We start from the raw sequence: 18,445 nt of genomic DNA, 5'->3' as shown, positions 1-18,445 counted from the left end.
GAAAAACGAAGGCAAAAGATATGGGTTGTTGCCCAACATGTGGTCACAAAATAAGGAACTAAGTTGAAAAAGACTCTATTGGTTGTTGTTACTATTTCAGTCGCTGCCTTTGCATACGCAAATACCGCATCCGATTCCTCTGCATTAGTAACTCAGCAGTGCAAGATTTCTGCGGAAGCGGTATCTACATTGAAAGGCCTGCAATACGGCAATACTTCAATCCGTAAAGATGTTGCCAGTTTGATTGATCGTCATTTGAAGACTCAGGAAAATAGAGAGAGCGCTCATAAGAAGTTGAGCTTGATGGTTGACGACAAATCTACTGACGCCAGCGTTCTTGAAGTGAAGTACTGCTCCTAATTCTGGACAGGGCGGTTAAAAAACCCCGCGCTAGGCGGGGTGTAAATAGTTGATACAATTTTTATCAAGTTAATTCTTGAGAGTGGATAAAAAGTCTTTAATTACTTTATTCTGAAAAGCATTTTCATCTGGAGTTGCGCCAGCCCCAGACAAGTGACCCATTGGCAGACGATCATTGATTGGCATGTACTTGGCTCCAGGAATGAGTTTTGCTGAAGACTTGGCATCTGACTCTGGATTAAGCAAGTCACCGGTACCTGCCAATATTAATGTTTTAGCTTTAATAGATTTCAGTGCCGCTGCCGTATTATTGTCGAAGCCTTTAGTTTGTCCTACGTCATGACGGTCATAGGCACGTGATTGCCAGATCCAGTCATTAGCATCCATTCTTTTCCAACCAGCATCTTGCACCTTTTTAAGGTATTCAATTTCTGCTGCAGGCGTTGGATTTAATTGTTCCTGATAAGCGGGTGTTCTGACGATTACTCCACTTAACCAGCCAGACCATAGACGCATGCCTTGCTCCACCGGTTTATCGTATTTGCCGCCTTGGTAGCCAGGGTCAGTCATGATGCTTTGACGGAGCATCTCTAGTACGCCGGTAGTCCATGCTGGGGTTTTGGCTAAAGGAATAATCGGGATGATTGCTTGCATGGCATTTGGGTAGGAGACGGCCCACTGTAAGGCTTGCATACCACCCATAGAGGCTCCGATTACCGCAACTAATTTTTTAATACCAAAGTGATCTACAACCAACTGATGTTGTGTGTTGACCATATCCCGTATATTAAATTCTGGAAAGCTAACATTAGCTTGTGCCTTGCTATTGGATGGCGAGGTACTCAAGCCATTACCAATAGCATCAGTGCAGATGACAAAGTACTTGTCAGTATCTAATGCTTTACCGGGACCAATCAGGTAATCAATGCGATGATGATTTCCGCCAATGGCTGTCACCATCAAAATGGCGTTACTCTTATCGGCATTCAGGGTGCCTTGTGTCGTATAGGACAAATTAAAATCTTGAATGATGGAGCCATTCTCTAGTTGAAAGTTGCCCTCAGAATAGAGTTGATGAGCCGGTTCAGTCGGCTTATGGGCTAGTGCATTGAGTGAGGTAATTGTGAGGGCGAGCGCAACGCCCTTCATAATGGCTAAATACATACTTGTCTCCTTTTATTATTATTTATTTATAGCAGGATTTTCTGATGACCCAGGCATTTGAGTGTGCAGAGTGCGGTAATCCTAGATTTTTAATGGGCTCCTGTCAGCATTGTGGGAGCGCAGAGCTGCCCAGCATGTTTGTAGATGTCACCGAATTCAATATTAAGCAGGGCTTTCCAAATGTTGAAGAGGCCTTGGACCATTTAACTGTATATCTGAGAGCTGCTTATGAGCTTGGTCTGAAGGCGATCGTTTTAGTACACGGCTATGGCTCATCTGGTGAGGGTGGTCGTATTAAATGGGCGATCCATGAGGCGCTCGAAAATAATCGGTTTGCTGATCGGGTTGAGGAGTATTTCTATGGGGAGAATGTTCCCTATGCAAGCCCAGCTTGTCGGGATTTATTGAAAAAGTGCCCAGGATTAAAACGGTATTTAAGGCACTTCAAGGCTGGCAATGCAGGTATGACAGTTTTATTGCTAGGTTCTGCCCCTAGAAGTACTTAGAATAGACAGGAATCTAGGAAACTCTTATGACTACTCAGAAATCACAACACGCCATTCCTCAAGAAGCATCAGCTTCTAGCGCAGATCAATTAATCGGTGAATTTAAATCTCTAATGGCCGATGCTGAGGCTTTAATTCAGGCTGCTGAAGATCATCCCAGTGAGACAATTAGCGCTATTCGCCATAAGGCGCTTGAAACTATCTCCGGTGCTAAGGAAAGTCTATCAAATCTTGAGGGGACTTTGACCGAAAAAGCTAAGGTAGTTGCTGAAGGTGCGGATGATTTCGTGCATCGTAATCCGTGGGAGGCAGTTGGTGTTGCTGCTGGCTTAGGCTTATTAATTGGTCTTTTGATCCGTCGTCGCTAGGTTTGCATGTCTCAAGAAAATTTACTCTCCTCCATTAAAAACCTTGCCTCAACGGGTGCATCTATTGCGCAAACTCGTTTAGAGCTTTTATCGGTTGATGTGCAAATTGCCAGAAACAAATTGATCAGGCTGCTGGTAATGATTGTGAGTGCCTTATTCTTTTTATTCTTTGGCTTGGTAATGTTGGCTTTACTCATCGTCATCTATAGTTGGGAATCTGATCGGATGCTAGTTCTAGGCTTGCTCACTACCGCATTTATCTCTATCGGCTTAATTTTGGCGCTTGTGATTATGCAAGCGCTACGCAATATGCCTAAGTTATTCGAAGCATCGATTACAGAATTCGCTAAAGACAGGGAAGAGCTTTCGCGCTAAGGTATGAGCAATAGACTCAAAGCCCTGGAGGCTCGTCGTCAAGAGCTTCAAAAAAGATCCAGCCATGAGCGCCTTGAATTTTCTCAGCACTTTGAGCCTTGGGAGAAGCCACTCTCATGGGCTGATAAGGGTGTTGATGCCTTTCACTTTCTCAAAGACAACCCATTACTATGGACGAGTGCCTTTGCGGCCCTGGCTCATTACAGACCTAAATTGGCTAGCAAGGTTTTGGCTGTTGGTTGGGGTGCTATGAAGTTGCTCAAGAGTGTCAAGCGCTTAGTCTAGGTCAAGATTTAGCTAATCAATACAGATTTATTCAGTATTCCATGTTGATTCAGAATAGCACTGCCATTGAGTGCGCCTATTTCAAGCAGCGTAATCGCACCACAGACAGTAAAGCCAGCATTGCGAATCAGCTTATCAGCAGCTATTAAAGTACCTCCAGTTGCCAGTACATCATCAATCATCAAGACCCGAGCATCTTTTGGCAGGGTCGACTGCTGAATTTCCAAGGAGTCTGAGCCGTATTCCAAGCCATAAAACTCTCGATGGGTCACTAAGGGAAGTTTATTGGGCTTTCTGGCGAGGGCTAGGCCTTTATGGGCATGATGTGCAAGGGCGGAGCCAAAAATAAAGCCTCGCGATTCAATCCCTAAAATATGGGTATAGTCAAATGATTGGGCTAATTCATTGAGCTTCGCAATCGCTTCTTTGAAGGCTGCTGGGTCTGCTAATAAAGGGGAAATATCTCTAAACAGAATTCCAGGCTTCGGAAAATCGGGTACACCGGGTAGATAATCTAATAAATTCATATATGGCAGACATGAAAACGAATTACCTCATTATTACCGCATTAGAGAGTGAGCTCAAGCGCGAGGCACTCCCGTCAGGCGTTGAGATTATCTACTCTGGGATTGGCAAAATAAACGCAACGATCGCCTGTGTCAAAGCAATGCATCAATATACGCCTAATCAGATTATTAATTTTGGGACCGCTGGGAAGGTGAACCCTCAAATTCATGGCTTAATAGATATCGGCAAGGTCATTCAGCGTGATATGGATACAGAGCCGCTTGCTCCTCGAGGCCAAACCCCGTTTTGTAATAAGCCATCAGAATATCTCTCATCTGGAAAATTTCTATGTGGTACTGGCGATAGCTTTGTGACTGCGCAGGATCCTTGGCTCAATAGCCAAGGGGTTGATGTTGTCGATATGGAATTGTTTGCACTCGCAGCGGTAGCGCATCAGCATCAGATTGTATGGCGGTCATTCAAATATATTACTGATGATGCTAATGAAAATTCTGGTAATGATTGGCAAGAAAAAGTAAATCACGGGCAAGAGCTATTCATTGATAAACTCAAGCAAATAATGAGTTAAGCCTATCAATAGGATTTGTATGAATACTCCAAAACCTTGGCTAAAAAACTATCCTGCAGGAGTCCCGCAGGAAATTGGCGACCCTTCTCATGCATCCTTAACCGAATTCTTAGAAGAATGCTTTGATCGCTTTAGTAATCGCAAGGCAGTGGAGTCCATGGGCAAGTTTTTCACGTATGGTCAAATTGATCGATTATCAAAAGACTTTGCTTCCTATCTTCAAAACCTGGAATTAGATCGGGGAGCACGGGTAGCCTTGATGTACCCCAACGTGATTGAGTATGCGATTGCGATGCTTGGAACACTGCGTGCTGGCTATACAGTCGTCAACATTAATCCACTCTATACCTCACGAGAGCTTGAGGCTCAATTGCAAGATAGCGGAGCTAGCGTATTGGTGCTGATGGAAAACTTTGCTAATACATATCAGCAAATAGCAGAACGGCTGACTTTAAAACAAGTCATTATCAGTAGTCCCGGGGAGCTCTTGGGTTTAAAAGGACATATCGTCAATTGGGTAGCCCGGAATATCAAAAAGATCGTGCCAGCATGGAATGTTGCACACACCAACTTTAAAGACGCCCTGACCATAGGTAGTCGACATCCATATCATCGACCTGAGATTGGCCTGGATGATATTGCCTTCTTGCAATATACCGGCGGCACTACTGGAACCTCCAAAGGGGCAGTTTTACTCCACCGCAATATTCTTTCTAATTTGATGCAAATTGAGTCTTGGTTAAATCCGGGTCTCAAACATAAACCAGATCAACAGCTGAGTTTTTTATGTGCGTTACCCATGACTCATATCTTTGCCCTCACAGCTTGCGCTCTTTTGGGAATAGCTAAAGGGGCCTTGTTAGTCCTGGTAGCAAACCCAAGAGATATTGATGGCTTTATTAAGTTGCTGATCAAACATCCCAAGATCAATATTTTTCCAGGCGTCAATACGCTCTTTCATGCATTGATACATCGTCCCGAGTTTAAGAATGTCAAGCTACCCCATTTATTGGTCACTATTGGTGGCGGTATGGCAGTGCATAAGAAAACTGCCGATCATTGGCAGGCCCTGACAGGTTCGCCCATTGCCCAAGGCTATGGCTTATCTGAAACATCACCCGTAGTTTGCGTCAATAGCCCTTTAGAGAAACACTTTACAGGACATATTGGTGTGCCCATGCCCAGTACAGACCTTGTGATTCTGGATGATGATGAAGTAGAACTACCCCAGGGCACTCCCGGTGAGATTTGCATTAAAGGGCCACAGCTGATGGCGGGCTACTGGAATAAACCAGAAGAAACTGCGCACTGCATGACGGCTGACGGCTACTTTAAATCTGGTGATATTGGCCTGATTACTGAGGATGGCCATATTCAAATTGTTGATCGCAAAAAAGACATGATCGTGGTTGCCGGCTTTAAGGTTTTCCCAAATGATGTGGAAGATGTCTTATCTCAAATGCCTGGCATTAAAGAATGCGCAGTGATTGGCGTTCCTCACCGCAAGCTTGGTGAGATTGTCAAAGCTTATATCGTCAAATCAGATCATCACATTACTGAAGCAGACGTTTTGCAATATTGCAAAGAGCATCTCACTAGCTACAAGAGACCAAGAAAAGCAGTATTCATTCACGAGCTCCCAAAATCCAATGTTGGGAAAATTCTCAGGCGCGAACTCAGAAATATTTGAGGAAAATTACTTGCTAGGAGTTTTGCCCACCATCTTGGCAGCTCTTAAGAAGTCAAAGTCCACACCTTTATCTGCTTGAGTAACAGTGTCGAGGAATAGCTTCTTGTAGCCACGCTCTGCGGTTGGCGAGACGACTGGATTTTCTTTGACGCGTTTTTCTAATTCTGCTTCAGAAATCAAGAGGCTAATCTCCCGGTTTTTGACGCTGAGACGAATGCGATCACCATTACGGACATGGGCTAAGGGGCCGCCAATCGCAGACTCAGGGGTGACGTGCAGCACAATCGTGCCAAAAGCAGTGCCACTCATACGGCCATCCGAGATACGCACAATATCTTTAACGCCAGCACGAGCCAACTTCATCGGAATCGGAATATAGCCAGCTTCGGGCATTCCAGGTGCGCCTTTAGGGCCAATATTTTTTAGAACAATAATATCGTCAGCAGTGACATCCAAATCTGGACTATCGATGCGATTGGCTAGGTCTTCTGAGTTTTCAAAGACTACGGCTCGACCTTCATGCTCCATGAGTTTTTCATCTGCAGCAGATTGCTTAATAATGGCGCCACCGGGAGCAAGGTTGCCATGCAGAACGGCAATGCTGCCGCGGGGATAAATCGGATTACTCATTTTTCGAACGACATCTTGCTTGAAGCTTGGCGGGCCCGCATCGATTTCCTCGCCCAAGGTTCTTCCCGTTACAGTCATCGTACCCAGTTTTAAGAGTGGTTTCAGTTCACGTAAAAGCGTCGTCATGCCACCTGCATCATGAAAATTTTCCATGTAATGGTCACCGGATGGTTTTAAGTCAACCAAGACCGGGGTCTCATTACCCATTTTGTCGAGCGCATCAAGATCAATTTCTAGACCCATGCGTCCAGCAATAGCTGCTAAATGAACAATGCCATTCGTAGAGCCACCAATCGCCAGCAATACCCGCATCGCATTTTCAAAGGCATCCGCTGTCAAAATCTGATCAATCGTTAAACCATCTTTGGCCATCTGTACTGCGCAGGCACCAGTTTCTTCAGCAACCCGAATACGGTCTGCAGTCACAGCAGGAGGTGTGGCACCCCCAGGCACTGTCATGCCAAGTGCTTCGGAGATACACGCCATGGTGCTAGCGGTACCCATCACAGAACAAGTGCCGACGCTGGCGACCAGTTGATCGTTCACTTCATCTTTTTCAACTTCATCAATCTCGCCGGCGCGGAATTTACCCCAGTAGCGGCGACAGTCAGTGCAAGCGCCAACCCGTTCACTCCGATGAGAGCCCGTGAGCATAGACCCAGTAATCAGTTGAATAGCAGGTAAACCTGCTGAAGCTGCGCCCATCATTTGGGCGGGAACAGTTTTATCGCAGCCGCCAATCATCACAACGGCATCCATCGGTTGTGCTCGCAGCATCTCCTCGGTATCCATCGACATTAAGTTACGTAGATACATACTGGTTGGAGCCGCAAAACTTTCGTGAATGGATATCGTCGGAAATTCCATGGGCAAACCACCAGCCAACATCACACCACGTTTTACGGCCTCGAGTAATTGCGGCATATTGCCGTGGCAGGGGTTGTAGGCGCTACCGGTATTAATGATGCCAATGACTGGTCGATCTAAAGCGCTATTGGTGTAACCAGCCCCTTTAATAAATGCTTTGCGTAAAAATAATGAGAAGCCTTTATCGCCATAACTCGTTAGACCTTTGCGCAGTCCTGTTTCCGATGGTGTTTTGTTGTCTTTTGGTTTAGAGCTCATGCTTGTCTCAAAGGTTGATAATTAAAAGGCTGTTTTGCTCATTGTAGCTATTTGGCCGCATATGGCCTAGGGGTTGCCGCCCCAACGGTATTGCCAGGAGACACCAACAGCGTTGTAGCTCGTATCAGTGCGTGAGTAGACTCCCTTGCTACCAGTGAGTCGAATTGAGTTTTGCTTATCAATTGGATAGGAGAGGGTGCTACCAAAGCGCCAATTTTCTTGTGTACCGTTAACGGGAATCCCATTGACATAAGTTTGACCGCCAGTGAAATAGGTGGCATCAGCAGAGACCCATGCCGTATTGGGGAAGTAATAAATCACATGGGTTTCACCAGAGTAGATTGGGCTTTGTGAAAGGGTGTTATTACCTAAATAATTAGTATTGCTGGTGTAAATGGTTGCCATGCTAGCTAACTCTAGCCTCCAAGGTCCTAGTGCTTGGGAAAGTCCCATGGCTGGCTGAATCAGGGAGCGATTGGCACCAACATTAATCATCTGATTGCTGTTGTACTCACCCCAGGGAATAGTGGCAGCGATACTCGCCCCAATGATTAAGTTCTGTTGATAGTCTCTGAACTGACTGTTGGATAGTGCAGGCGCGCCATAGAGATTGACAGAGGCTTTGATCATGGGATCTGAGAGTCCTTCCGCTGAGGCATTTATCGCTTGGCCACCAACATGACCTGTACCCGATAGCTCCCCATAAGGCAGCGCCAAGGTAAGTCTGCCAGATTGTCCGGCGACATCAATCACGTGAGTCAGACTAACTGCTTGAGTATGGAGGGTGTAAGAGCCACTTTTGGCCTGCGCAATACCGCCGGTGACAAAGTTCATGCCAATAGGCGCATTAGAGTATGCGCGGGCCTCTATTTCTTGGGCTTGAACATGAGCGATAAAAAAAAATAAAATACAGATCAAGCAAAGGCGGGCAGCCAGCGCTCGCAAAGATAACTGCCTTAAATACAAATTATTTACTTTCTGAAATGCGGCTGCCGAAAAATAAGCTCAGTACATTTTCTTTGCCCATCATCATTTGCATAGCAGTAAAAATGAGATAGGGCCACACTATCAACCAATAGACCAAAGCCATTGCAATAACGTGTAAGGGGTCAGCTTGTCCAAAAGCAGCCATGGAAGCTAGAAAGTTTTTGCCATGAATGGCGCCATCAATCCCAGCTTCGAGATAGTTTAGAGATAAAACAATCGCCAGATAAATGAAGGATTCAACAAAAAGTGATTTCAGAATGCCATAAGTCTTATTCACTTTGATCGGGAAAATCGCTTGGCCAATCAACATAAATTTTGCCGAAAGCCCGGCCTTGATCAGTGCTAGGCCAAAAATAGTCAGCGAAATAGGGCGCTCATGTAGTGAGGTGACGCCCAAAAACGTGAGAGAGCAAAACCAAATACCAAAATAAATGGACAGGGCTAATGCCTTTTCAGCCTCACCTATCAATCCTTGCAGCAGGCTACGTTTAGGATCTGTTGTAGCTGGTGTATTGGTCATGAGGGCAATCAATAGGACTGCGATTAAGCATTACAACAAGATTCGCCACTTGAGCATGCAGAGCTCACCTCAACGGGTGCAGGTTCATTGGTATAGCGAGCAATATAGGCCTTCTTATCTTTTAAGGCCAGCTTGATCCATACAAAGTGTCCTGAGCCAGGTGCAACAGTAATGGGCTCGCCCTGCATATTCCACATCGCATCTAATACTATATCTTGATTGCCTTGAGGTTCGATGATTTCGAGTTTGTCGCCAACAGAAAAACGATTCTTGACGTCGATCTTCACGCGACCATTAGACTGATCTATATCGAGAGTTTCACCAACATATAAGCTTCTGCCTGAGAGCGAATAACCTCGCATATAGAGTTGATACTCTTTATCGTGGTGGCGTTCATAGAACCCATCGGTATACCCACGGTTGGCTAAGCCTTCAAGATTACCAAGCAATGTTGTGTTGAATGGTCTGCCTGCAATAGCGTCATCAATCGCTGAGCGATAAGCTTGGCAAGTGCGAGAAACGTAATAAGGAGACTTGGTGCGACCTTCAATCTTAAAAGAATCTACACCCATCTTAGTGAGCCGTTCAATATGTTCAACCGCTCGCAAGTCTTTGGAGTTCATGATGTAAGTACCATGCTCATCCTCTTCCATGGGCATCAATTCATCCGGCCTTCTGGCTTCTTGGAGCAATACAACATCACCACTTTGATTTTGTTGCCCTGGTTTTACTTTATAGTCCCAACGGCAAGCATTAGTGCAGGCACCCTGATTCGAATCACGATGTGACATGTAACCTGAGAGTAAGCACCGTCCAGAGTAGGCAATGCATAAAGCACCATGTACAAAAACTTCTAGTTCCATTTCTGGACAGTCTTGACGAACCTCTTCAATCTCATCAAAAGAGAGTTCGCGAGACAAAATGACACGACTAATGCCAACTGAACGCCAAAATTTTGCAGAGGCACCATTTACCGTATTCGCTTGCACAGACAAATGAATTGGCATATCTGGCCAGGCTTCTCTAGCCATCATGATCAAACCAGGGTCTGACATGATGAGAGCATCCGGTTTCAGCGCTACAACTGGCGACATATCTCGAATGTAAGTCCGCGTCTTTCCACCATGAGGTAATAAATTAGAAACGAGATAAAACTTTTTTCCTAATTCGTGGGCAGTATCGATACCTTGTTTAAGAACTTCAATCTTTCCGAAGTCATTATTACGAACGCGTAAGGAATAGCGTGGCTGACCTGCATAAATAGCATCTGCTCCAAAATCAAAAGCAGTTTCGAGCATTTGGAGGCTGCCCGCGGGGGCTAGTAGTTCTGGCGTTTTCATCATGGGGCTATTTTAATGCCTGCTTAGCCCATTTGCTTGGTGAGAAAGTGCCCTAAATGTGCTTAAAAGGCCTCATTTAGGGGGTAATTCAGACGCTCAGCAGTTTATTCGTCTGCGATGGTGTTACGTAAGACGCCAATAGATTCAATTTCAATCTCACAGATATCGCCTGGCTTCATAAAGACAGGAGGTGTTCTTGCGTAACCTACGCCAGCAGGAGTACCTGTGATCACAACATCTCCTGGCTCTAAAGTCATACATTCAGAAATCAACACAATAGTTTCTGCAACACCCCAAAGGAAATCTTTAGTATTGGCTTTTTGCATCACTTGACCATTTAAACGTGATTGAATGTTGAGACCATCACATCCTAGGGGAAGTTCTTCCGGCGTCACTAACCATGGACCGAATGCACCCGTTTGATCAAAGTTTTTACCAATTGTCCACTGAGTAGTTTTACGTTGGTAATCACGAATGCTGCCATCGTTGAAGATGCTATAGCCAGCAACGCAATCTAAGGAATTGTCTAGTGTTAGGTGACGCGCTTTCTTGCCAACAATAAAAGCCAGCTCAGCCTCGTAATCGAGTTTGTCAGACACCTTTGGTCGAATTATCGGACTTAAATGCGCTGTCATGGAACTTGGGCCGCGCATAAAAAAGCTGGGGTATTCAGGTCTCGCGTTACCACCTTCTTTTGCGTGGTCAGCATAGTTCAAGCCCATGCAAACAATTTTCCCCGGTCTTTCAATGGGAACCTTAAAAGAAATCTCTTTGAGGTTGCCGCCGATTGCTTTGGAGTTTTTAAGTGCCAAGTCTGCTCGCTCCAATTGCTCTGGAGATTGAATGATTTCTTGTAAGTTATTCCGAATGAGTGGATCTGTGGCGCACAGATCAATATAGGTATCGTGACTACCTTTTGAGAGGGCGCCAACACTCTCATATCCATTTGGACCTCTAAAGCCAAATAGCCTCATATCAATATCTCCAATTTCATTGTTTGATTTCTATCTTAGTCATGCAGTATAGGACAGCCTTCATGCATTAAAAGGCCGACTATTCACCCATTTAAAGGCCTCCTAGCCTATTAAAGTATGATAACTTTTCAGTCATACGCATGAATATTATTAATTATAAGAAAGCATAAAAACATCATGGATACACCAAGCACGCTGCTCAATGGTGGCCAGATCCTGGCAAATGCCTTGGTAAGGCAAGGGGTGGATATTGCCTTTGGTGTGCCAGGTGAGAGTTTTCTTCCCTTATTAAATGGGCTGGTTGATCATCCCAAGTTTCGATTTATTACTTGCCGACAAGAAGGTGGTGCTGCTTATATGGCAGAGGCCTATGCAAAGTTATCCGGTCAGCCAGGTGTATTGATGGTCACGCGTGGACCAGGCGCATCAAATGCCATGATTGGCATGCATACGGCTTATCAAGATTCAACGCCCATGGTTTTATTGGTAGGGCAAGTTGGCACTGATATGGTTGAGCGTGAAGCCTTTCAAGAAATCGACTATCGCCGCATGTATTCAGAATGTGCAAAGTGGATTGGTAGTATTGATCGCGTTGATCGCATTGACGAATTTGTTTCGCATGCATTCCACGTAGCACAGGCAGGGCGCAAAGGACCTGTAGTGTTAGCTTTGCCAGAAGATGTGTTGTATATGACTGGCCAAGAAAACCCTGTGAAGCCTGCACATATCGTTCAGCCAGGCTTAGATGGGAATGTTTTTCAACAGGCAATGCAAGCTTTTGCATCAGCCACCAAGCCTATGGTCATTGCCGGTGGGGGCAATTGGAATAGTGCTGCCTGTGAGGACTTGAGAAGCTGGGTCAATAGAGAAGGTGTACCGGTGGCGACCAGCTTTCGCTCACAAGATGTCATTGATAATCTAGATCCAGCGTTTGCAGGTGATTTAGGTATCGGTGCCAATCCGGCCTTAGTGAAGCGGATTCAAGAGGCTGATGTTCTTTTGGTGATTGGTGAGCGTTTAGGAGAAATGACAACGGCGGGATACAGCTTATTGTCTGTTCCGCAAACTAAAGCAACATTAATTCACGTCCTCTCAGGACCCGAAGAGTTGGGTCGCGTTTATCGCCCAGACTTTGCCCTTAATTGCAGCCCAGAAAATTTTTGTGCAGCACTCAAGACGGTAAAGATGGCTAAGAATCATGACTCAGCAGTCATGAAGACGGCGCATGCTGAGTATTTAACATTCTCAAGCCCGGTAACCGTTCCTGGTGATCTGCAGTTGGCGCAGATTATGGCTTCATTACCAAGCTCTATTCCACGTGACTCAATCATGACTAATGGCGCCGGTAACTTTGCTACTTGGGTGCATCGTTTTTATCCCTATGGCCCTTATAAAACACAATTAGCTCCAGCCAATGGATCCATGGGTTATGGCCTGCCAGCAGCAATTGCTGCCAAAATAACCAATCCTGAAAAGGTGGCGATTGCAGTTTGCGGTGACGGTGATTTCATGATGAATTGCCAAGAGCTGGCAACGGCAGCACGGTATGACGCCTTTCCAATCATTTTTGTGGTGAATAACAATATGCTCGGAACAATCCGCATGCATCAAGAGCGAGAATTTACCTCTCGCGTGATTGCCACAGGCTTAACTAATCCAGATTTTGTGAAGTTTGCCGATAGCTTTGGTATGCCAGGATTTAGAGTGACTAAAACGGCAGAGTTTGCGCCCGCATTTGCAAAAGCGTTAGCAAGCAAGAAGGGCGCATTAATAGAATTGGTGCTCGACCAAGAAGTGATCTCGCCAAGCAAGCTACTTTCCCAATTAGGAAAGTAGCAGGGTCAATCTACCTTCGCTCCAGAATCTTTTACAACCTTAGTCCACTTCGCAATTTCATTTTTAATGAAGTTTGAAAATTGGGCTGGTGTATTGCCAACCGGTTGTGCACCCATGGCTAAGTATTTCTCTTTGACTGCGGCACTATTGATAGCAGCCATCAATACAGAACTATCTTTATTTAAAATATCGGCAGGCATATTTGCAGGGCCCACTACTCCAAACCAAGAGGTAGCTTCATAACCTGGGAGGTTTGCTGCTTCAGCAATGGTTGGCAAATCTGGGAATGCAGGAGACCGTTTAGCGCTCGTCACTGCTAATGCTTTTAAACGTCCAGCTCGAATATAGTTAATCGAAGACGGTAAGTTATCAAACATGATGTCAACGTTGCCAGCCATGAGATCAGTCACTGCTGGCGGGCTTCCTTTGTAGGGGAGGTGAACCATATAGGTTTTAGTCATTGACTTAAACAGCTCGCCAGCCATATGGATGGAGGTGCCGTTACCGCTCGATGCCATATTGACCTTGCCTGGATTGGCTTTGGCGTAAGCAATCAGATCATTCACGCTATTGATGTTGTTCTTAGACGCAAATTCTGGATTGAGCACCAATACGTTAGGCAACTCGGCGACCAAGGTAATCGGTGTGAAATCCTTAATTGGATCAAATGGTAATTTGCCGCCACCTTGTGTGTAGAGCGGCAGGTTGATGCCATGTGTACCTACTGATGCCATGAGCCAGGTGTAACCATCAGGAGCAGATTTAGAAACAATCTCAGCGCCGATATTGCCGCCAGCACCGGGCTTATTGTCGATGATGACATTCCACTTAGCAGTACTTAACAGTTCATTTTGGAGTGGCCGAGCAATATTGTCAGTTGCGCCACCAGCCGGGAACGGAACAATAAAACGGATTGGCTTATTGGGGTAATCAGATTGCGCAAAAGACGTTTGCGACCCTGCAAAGAAGGTAGCAATGATGATGCAGCACTGCATTGCACGGCCAAACGCGTTAAAAGGGCTACTTTGAATCATTGCCATCTCCTGTTGATGAAAATCATTCTGATGATGATTTTTAATTGCTTAATTTAAGCATAACAGAGCAAACTGAGGGGATCAAAATGAAAAAGGGCCTAGATTTCTCTAGACCCTTCACTTATTTGGCTCCTCGACCTGGGCTCGAACCAGGGACCTACGGATTAACAGACACCTTTTAGACTCCAATCCGTCTAAATATACGCAGAATCTCTCTTATTTTCAACTTATGGCCACCAACATCCAACTTAAACTATCATTTGAGCTATGAATATAAAGTCTTTATTTTTAGTTCTGATTGTTGGAATGGTGGGGTGCACTACTATTGTTAAGCCCCCGCCTGCAAAAGTTATCGAACCTTACCGAGACTTAAATTCATATTTGCATGGCAATTGGATTATTTTGGCTGAGTCTTTAAATATTGACTGGTTTTATGATCCTGAGTCATTGACGATGGACGAGGACAATACGATTAGCTATTGGTCATATTGGGCCCCAAACCAGAGAAAACGTTCTATTGACGTTGAGTCTGCAAAGAAGGCATCTGCCACTAAGGATGAGCTTGATACTGTAAGCATTCCAAACGATGATGATGGATTATTCGATAGGAAGGCAATTGGGCCGTATCTTCAAAAGGTAAATTGCTTTACCAATACTCAATTATCTGAGAGCTTGATAAATCAAAGTTGTGATTTGGGTCCAAATCCAGCCACTGGAACGATACTTCCTGGAGCGAGTGAATGTTGGCACTTCATAAAGCCTCAAACAGCAATGGCTTACATTAAGACCAGGGTATGCGGTAGGAGATTTGTGATGGATGAAAGCACAAATTATTTTTTGTATCAAACTGGGCGATTTCCATCAGCGGATAAAAAGAATATAAATCGACCATCTGATTTCAAACATGCTGATCAGCAAACTTTAGCTAGGTCATTTGAGGTCATCAACAATGAATATATTGTGGTTGATGCTAAAAATACTATCCGTGAAATGCGAATAGCTGCATATGTTTTAGATAAGAGAGGCGATCATGATTCTGATTACACTTACCGAGCCAATTGCAATGACGGTACAGACGTCCTCATTCGGAACGGTCAGCAAAGTATTGGCATGAGGAAAATTGGCGAACCGTCATCGCTATCAGGGGTTGCCTTCAATAGAATCTGTGGTGACCATGGTGGCTATATGACGCAGGTTAAAGCTCTGAAAAAGTAGAATTTATTCGGATGAATACTCCGATGATGATTTCAGCGTCATTCAAACCACAAGAACTGTTTTCTAGTGATTTGATGGACCCTGTTACAGAAATCTTCTTTAGATTCACCATCCTGCCTAATCAGGCCCTCTGATTGGCTCCAAGTGCAGTCAGCCCAACCCATATAGTAAATTTTGGTTGCTTCGGGCTGTAGCTTGTTGACTAGCTTTTGTAGTCGGCTTTTAAAGGTCATTTACCACCATCTAAATCGGCTAATTCGAGGTCTGTGAGCTTTTTCTCTATTTCGGTGCCTCATATGCTTTGAGGATGTTAATGAGCATATAGACCAGCTTAGTGCCGTTGCTAGGCAATATTTTGTTGCACCTTGTTTCACGGTATACCTTTGCCATTTCACGCCTGATGTCTTCAGATGTTGATAGATTGATACGAGGGGTGGTGTCATCACGAACTTCAGTATCTGTATGCATAAGCGGTCAATTTATTGTGCAGAGTTGTTGTGCTGGATATGGTTGTGGGAGGTGATTGAAGACTATCAAAGTCTTCTTTCAAAAAACATGACACGACCTATCAGGCCAATGGCATTGGCCCTTCTAATACAAAATAACGCTGTCAAAACCTGTCTTTGTCAGGTAGTCGAGCCACCCAACATCTTTATAGGGTGCAATATTAATATCACCTTTAACCCAATCCATCTTTTTATACGCTTTATTAAGCTGACTTAATAACTCTTCTTTATCCAGCTTGTTATTACTTCCAATGGCAAAGTGAAGGTGAGGACGTTTTTCTATTCCACCACGCTCCATGCAAAAAATACCATTCAACATGGCATGACCATAGCGGTACTGCCGTTTAAATAAGCCTTTATTTACTAGCGATAGATAGTGTCGACCAGTTTGTTCAAATATTTGCGGTGTTAAATACGTGTGATAAATTGGGTGACGTTTTTTTAGATTTATTGTTACAGCCCAATCAAACGGGCCGATACTATTTAGGAAATTAAGGATTTCATTTTTGCTTGGACTCATTTCAGTTCTCGACTAGATGATTATCAAGAATGCCAATATTTAGGACGGCATTATCAAACTTATCTTGATTAATCATTAATCGTCCAGCAGGTTTAAGTATTGCACCTGCTTTGGCTAGCACTATTTTGTTTTTACGAATAAACCATAGCAGACTGGCTTCACTCGGAAATATATGTTCACGACCAGCTCGCCTATAGTCGTTTAAATTTGAGAGTGCTATTAAGTTATTTTGTGTAATCATTTGCATCACAACCCCTTTATCAAAAATTACCCTGTAGTAACGAGGCTTTCCGACCCCAAGATCTAAAAAATTTAAGATCTTGGTAAGAGTTTGTGATTTATGGAGTGTTATTTCAAAGTCAAAAACTAGGGGGTTTTTGAACTTTTTGTTCTTTTCGTTGCTTTTGAAATCGATCCCATATTCGCTTAACAGTACTTTCGCTAACATCCAGCTCAAATGCTAGTGCAGCAATTTCTTCTGTGATGGTTGATTTCGGAACCGATTTATTGCGACCCAATATTTCGTAAATTATTTCCTCTTGAGTGGGAGTAAAGGCCGATGGCCTACCAACTTGTGTGCCATGCTGAATTGTTTTGAGGCAATCAGATATTGCAGGCAATAATTTTGCATGAATTGGCACTTGACTCTTCAATAAGCGATCGAGTCGTTCGCTTTTTCCTGATTCAATAGTCGCTTCAATCGCCAATAGATAGTCTAAAGTTGATTGAATCATACGAAGCTCCACGCCTTGTCTTGGCGATGTTTTACCTTCGTCAATAATCTCTTGAACAATAACTTGCAGTGATGCGGAGTAATCTGAATTTTTCATCGAAAGTCCCCCATAATGCGGTTCACTAGGTCGGACTTGTGTTTGGTGGCAAGGTGGGCATAGCGTTTGGTCATTGCCATATTGCGATGCCCCAAAACATCCGCTATTTCCAATAGCGTAGCATTATTTTGGGCTAGGTACGATGCACAGCTATGACGTAAATCATGGAAGCGAAAATCTTTAACTTTGGCTTTTTTTAGAGCCTGCCGCCACATATCTTCATGATTGTAGGGCTGGCTGGGAATTCTTGTGGAGGCAAAAATATGCTGGTTTGTTGACCGTTCAAATTTCATCATTTCCTCAACGATCACTGGGAGTAGTGGCAGGGTTTTGCGATCACCATTTTTAGTAACCCCTGCATATGCTTCGGCTCTTTCTAGGTCAATGTCTGACCATCTCAATCTTTTAAGTTCACCCTTACGAGCACCAGTTGTAATGCCTAGAAGCACAAGCAAGTACAGCTTTGGCCACTTTGACTCTCTGCATGATGCTAGGAGTGCAATCCGCTCATCATTACTCAAATAGCGAGTTACTTCATTATTTTCAGGCATACGCTCAATGGCCTTGCAGGGGTGCTCCCAGCGTTTGGGTGTGATGCGTTTTTTGATACACCATGTAAATAGTGCCCCTATTGCTGCTGAGTATCGATTTATTGTGGCTGGGGCATACGGTTTATTTTTGGATTTAAAGATGGATTTACCATCTGCATCCTTACCGGCATAGTAACGAGCATGCTTATTAGAAAGTTCTTCAATTGCAAAGAAGATGTGATCCTCATCAACCTCATTTAAGGTGAGGCCCCCAAGTTTGACTTGCCACCAAACCATACGCTGAGCACGTGACTCATCTTTGCCTTGATAGCAGGCCATGTAGGCATCAATTGCTTGGGAGATGGTGACATTGCCGTTACGCTCGGGAAAGGCGGTAAGGGCTGTTTGGATACTTGTAGTGCCGGAAATCACTGACAAGCTGTCAAACGGTACTTCTAAAGACTTGTAACGATTCATATTTAACTCCAATTTAGGTGACCGCTTTTTTCACCAGCGGACTAAAGTGGGAGTCTTAAAAGCCCCGTTACTACAAG

21 protein-coding genes are annotated in these 18,445 nt (G+C 44.4%); 9 read left to right on the top strand and 12 right to left on the bottom strand.

Going from position 1 to position 18,445, the window contains the following annotated elements; translation table 11 throughout:
- Positions 1–63: 63 nt before the first annotated feature.
- Positions 64–360: a hypothetical protein gene (locus AOC29_RS05810; protein ID WP_215294684.1), complete on the top strand. Its 297-nt coding sequence runs from the start codon at positions 64–66 to the stop codon at positions 358–360.
- Positions 361–429: 69 nt separating this feature from the next.
- Here AOC29_RS05810 and AOC29_RS05805 read toward each other — a convergent pair whose 3' ends face one another.
- On the bottom strand, positions 430–1,524 hold the full coding sequence (locus AOC29_RS05805) for an alpha/beta fold hydrolase (protein ID WP_215294682.1): 1,095 nt from the start codon (positions 1,522–1,524) through the stop codon (positions 430–432).
- Between the two features lie 44 nt (positions 1,525–1,568).
- Between AOC29_RS05805 and AOC29_RS05800 the strand changes: the two genes are divergently transcribed.
- Genes AOC29_RS05800 through AOC29_RS05785 form a run of 4 tightly spaced genes read left to right on the top strand, consistent with a single transcriptional unit; the run spans position 1,569 to position 3,058 of the window.
- On the top strand, positions 1,569–2,030 hold the full coding sequence (locus AOC29_RS05800; RefSeq protein ID WP_215294680.1) for a Smr/MutS family protein: 462 nt from the start codon (positions 1,569–1,571) through the stop codon (positions 2,028–2,030).
- A 26-nt stretch (positions 2,031–2,056) separates the two neighbouring features.
- A complete protein-coding gene (locus tag AOC29_RS05795; protein WP_215294678.1) occupies positions 2,057–2,398 on the top strand; it encodes a YqjD family protein in 342 nt (113 codons plus the stop codon).
- A 6-nt stretch (positions 2,399–2,404) separates the two neighbouring features.
- Positions 2,405–2,773, top strand: a complete 369-nt coding sequence (locus AOC29_RS05790; RefSeq protein WP_215294676.1) for a phage holin family protein — start codon at positions 2,405–2,407, stop codon at positions 2,771–2,773.
- 3 nt (positions 2,774–2,776) lie between these two features.
- On the top strand, positions 2,777–3,058 hold the full coding sequence (locus AOC29_RS05785) for a YqjK-like family protein (RefSeq protein ID WP_215294674.1): 282 nt from the start codon (positions 2,777–2,779) through the stop codon (positions 3,056–3,058).
- 8 nt (positions 3,059–3,066) lie between these two features.
- Here the strand turns inward: AOC29_RS05785 and AOC29_RS05780 are convergent, their stop codons facing one another.
- A complete protein-coding gene (locus AOC29_RS05780; RefSeq protein WP_215294672.1) occupies positions 3,067–3,585 on the bottom strand; it encodes an adenine phosphoribosyltransferase in 519 nt (172 codons plus the stop codon).
- A 2-nt stretch (positions 3,586–3,587) separates the two neighbouring features.
- Between AOC29_RS05780 and AOC29_RS05775 the strand changes: the two genes are divergently transcribed.
- On the top strand, positions 3,588–4,154 hold the full coding sequence (locus AOC29_RS05775; protein ID WP_371819519.1) for a 5'-methylthioadenosine nucleosidase: 567 nt from the start codon (positions 3,588–3,590) through the stop codon (positions 4,152–4,154).
- A 19-nt stretch (positions 4,155–4,173) separates the two neighbouring features.
- Complete coding sequence (locus AOC29_RS05770; RefSeq protein ID WP_215294671.1) at positions 4,174–5,844, top strand: AMP-binding protein; 1,671 nt, start codon at positions 4,174–4,176, stop codon at positions 5,842–5,844.
- Between the two features lie 6 nt (positions 5,845–5,850).
- On the opposite strand, the gene AOC29_RS05765 is transcribed toward AOC29_RS05770, so the two are convergent.
- The 5 genes from AOC29_RS05765 to AOC29_RS05745 form a co-directional block, all read right to left on the bottom strand.
- Positions 5,851–7,599 (bottom strand): IlvD/Edd family dehydratase, encoded by a 1,749-nt coding sequence (locus AOC29_RS05765; RefSeq protein WP_215294669.1) that lies wholly within the window; start codon positions 7,597–7,599, stop codon positions 5,851–5,853.
- Positions 7,600–7,665: 66 nt separating this feature from the next.
- Positions 7,666–8,433 carry a transporter gene (locus AOC29_RS05760; RefSeq protein ID WP_215294667.1) on the bottom strand — a complete coding sequence of 256 codons (768 nt, stop codon included), beginning with the start codon at positions 8,431–8,433 and terminating at the stop codon, positions 7,666–7,668.
- A gap of 133 nt (positions 8,434–8,566) precedes the next feature.
- Complete coding sequence (locus tag AOC29_RS05755; protein WP_215294665.1) at positions 8,567–9,106, bottom strand: hypothetical protein; 540 nt, start codon at positions 9,104–9,106, stop codon at positions 8,567–8,569.
- 23 nt (positions 9,107–9,129) lie between these two features.
- Entirely contained in the window at positions 9,130–10,449 is a 1,320-nt protein-coding gene (locus tag AOC29_RS05750) for a U32 family peptidase (protein WP_215294663.1), read from the bottom strand.
- 101 nt (positions 10,450–10,550) lie between these two features.
- The gene (locus AOC29_RS05745; protein WP_215294661.1) at positions 10,551–11,420 is read right to left on the bottom strand and encodes a fumarylacetoacetate hydrolase family protein; all 870 of its coding nucleotides are present in this window, start codon (positions 11,418–11,420) and stop codon (positions 10,551–10,553) included.
- Between the two features lie 177 nt (positions 11,421–11,597).
- On the opposite strand from AOC29_RS05745, the gene AOC29_RS05740 reads away from it, so the two are divergent.
- Positions 11,598–13,256, top strand: a complete 1,659-nt coding sequence (locus tag AOC29_RS05740) for a thiamine pyrophosphate-binding protein (protein ID WP_215294659.1) — start codon at positions 11,598–11,600, stop codon at positions 13,254–13,256.
- A 5-nt stretch (positions 13,257–13,261) separates the two neighbouring features.
- Here the strand turns inward: AOC29_RS05740 and AOC29_RS05735 are convergent, their stop codons facing one another.
- Positions 13,262–14,290, bottom strand: a complete 1,029-nt coding sequence (locus AOC29_RS05735; protein WP_251369930.1) for a tripartite tricarboxylate transporter substrate binding protein — start codon at positions 14,288–14,290, stop codon at positions 13,262–13,264.
- Between the two features lie 267 nt (positions 14,291–14,557).
- Here AOC29_RS05735 and AOC29_RS05730 point away from each other — a divergent pair, with 267 nt between their 5' ends.
- Positions 14,558–15,505, top strand: coding sequence for a hypothetical protein (locus tag AOC29_RS05730; protein ID WP_215294657.1), 948 nt, complete (start codon positions 14,558–14,560; stop codon positions 15,503–15,505).
- A 591-nt stretch (positions 15,506–16,096) separates the two neighbouring features.
- On the opposite strand, the gene AOC29_RS05725 is transcribed toward AOC29_RS05730, so the two are convergent.
- The 4 genes from AOC29_RS05725 to AOC29_RS05710 all read right to left on the bottom strand — a co-directional run bounded on the left by AOC29_RS05725 (position 16,097) and on the right by AOC29_RS05710 (position 18,368).
- Entirely contained in the window at positions 16,097–16,531 is a 435-nt protein-coding gene (locus AOC29_RS05725; RefSeq protein WP_215294655.1) for a hypothetical protein, read from the bottom strand.
- A gap of 1 nt (position 16,532) precedes the next feature.
- Complete coding sequence (locus AOC29_RS05720) at positions 16,533–16,778, bottom strand: hypothetical protein (RefSeq protein WP_215294653.1); 246 nt, start codon at positions 16,776–16,778, stop codon at positions 16,533–16,535.
- A gap of 112 nt (positions 16,779–16,890) precedes the next feature.
- Positions 16,891–17,361 (bottom strand): helix-turn-helix domain-containing protein, encoded by a 471-nt coding sequence (locus tag AOC29_RS05715; protein WP_215294651.1) that lies wholly within the window; start codon positions 17,359–17,361, stop codon positions 16,891–16,893.
- Positions 17,358–18,368, bottom strand: coding sequence for a site-specific integrase (locus tag AOC29_RS05710; protein WP_215294649.1), 1,011 nt, complete (start codon positions 18,366–18,368; stop codon positions 17,358–17,360). The genes AOC29_RS05715 and AOC29_RS05710 overlap by 4 nt, the downstream gene beginning before the upstream one ends.
- Between the last annotated feature and the right edge of the window lie 77 nt (positions 18,369–18,445).

The sequence above is a fragment of the Polynucleobacter sp. JS-JIR-5-A7 genome, from assembly GCF_018687935.1.
In the GTDB taxonomy this organism is placed as follows: domain Bacteria; phylum Pseudomonadota; class Gammaproteobacteria; order Burkholderiales; family Burkholderiaceae; genus Polynucleobacter.
This window is presented reverse-complemented; position numbering and strand designations above follow the sequence as displayed.

Excerpts from the sequence above, each read along its gene's own strand:
- AOC29_RS05805 (WP_215294682.1), bottom strand. The coding sequence starts at position 1,524 with ATGTATTTAGCCATTATGAAGGGCGTTGCGCTCGCCCTCACAATTACC.
- AOC29_RS05800 (WP_215294680.1), top strand. The coding sequence starts at position 1,569 with ATGACCCAGGCATTTGAGTGTGCAGAGTGCGGTAATCCTAGATTTTTA.
- AOC29_RS05795 (WP_215294678.1), top strand. The coding sequence starts at position 2,057 with ATGACTACTCAGAAATCACAACACGCCATTCCTCAAGAAGCATCAGCT.
- AOC29_RS05790 (WP_215294676.1), top strand. The coding sequence starts at position 2,405 with ATGTCTCAAGAAAATTTACTCTCCTCCATTAAAAACCTTGCCTCAACG.
- AOC29_RS05785 (WP_215294674.1), top strand. The coding sequence starts at position 2,777 with ATGAGCAATAGACTCAAAGCCCTGGAGGCTCGTCGTCAAGAGCTTCAA.
- AOC29_RS05780 (WP_215294672.1), bottom strand. The coding sequence starts at position 3,585 with ATGAATTTATTAGATTATCTACCCGGTGTACCCGATTTTCCGAAGCCT.
- AOC29_RS05775 (WP_371819519.1), top strand. The coding sequence starts at position 3,588 with ATGGCAGACATGAAAACGAATTACCTCATTATTACCGCATTAGAGAGT.
- AOC29_RS05770 (WP_215294671.1), top strand. The coding sequence starts at position 4,174 with ATGAATACTCCAAAACCTTGGCTAAAAAACTATCCTGCAGGAGTCCCG.
- AOC29_RS05765 (WP_215294669.1), bottom strand. The coding sequence starts at position 7,599 with ATGAGCTCTAAACCAAAAGACAACAAAACACCATCGGAAACAGGACTG.
- AOC29_RS05760 (WP_215294667.1), bottom strand. The coding sequence starts at position 8,433 with ATGAACTTTGTCACCGGCGGTATTGCGCAGGCCAAAAGTGGCTCTTAC.
- AOC29_RS05755 (WP_215294665.1), bottom strand. The coding sequence starts at position 9,106 with ATGACCAATACACCAGCTACAACAGATCCTAAACGTAGCCTGCTGCAA.
- AOC29_RS05750 (WP_215294663.1), bottom strand. The coding sequence starts at position 10,449 with ATGATGAAAACGCCAGAACTACTAGCCCCCGCGGGCAGCCTCCAAATG.
- AOC29_RS05745 (WP_215294661.1), bottom strand. The coding sequence starts at position 11,420 with ATGAGGCTATTTGGCTTTAGAGGTCCAAATGGATATGAGAGTGTTGGC.
- AOC29_RS05740 (WP_215294659.1), top strand. The coding sequence starts at position 11,598 with ATGGATACACCAAGCACGCTGCTCAATGGTGGCCAGATCCTGGCAAAT.
- AOC29_RS05735 (WP_251369930.1), bottom strand. The coding sequence starts at position 14,290 with ATGATTCAAAGTAGCCCTTTTAACGCGTTTGGCCGTGCAATGCAGTGC.
- AOC29_RS05730 (WP_215294657.1), top strand. The coding sequence starts at position 14,558 with ATGAATATAAAGTCTTTATTTTTAGTTCTGATTGTTGGAATGGTGGGG.
- AOC29_RS05725 (WP_215294655.1), bottom strand. The coding sequence starts at position 16,531 with ATGAGTCCAAGCAAAAATGAAATCCTTAATTTCCTAAATAGTATCGGC.
- AOC29_RS05720 (WP_215294653.1), bottom strand. The coding sequence starts at position 16,778 with ATGCAAATGATTACACAAAATAACTTAATAGCACTCTCAAATTTAAAC.
- AOC29_RS05715 (WP_215294651.1), bottom strand. The coding sequence starts at position 17,361 with ATGAAAAATTCAGATTACTCCGCATCACTGCAAGTTATTGTTCAAGAG.
- AOC29_RS05710 (WP_215294649.1), bottom strand. The coding sequence starts at position 18,368 with ATGAATCGTTACAAGTCTTTAGAAGTACCGTTTGACAGCTTGTCAGTG.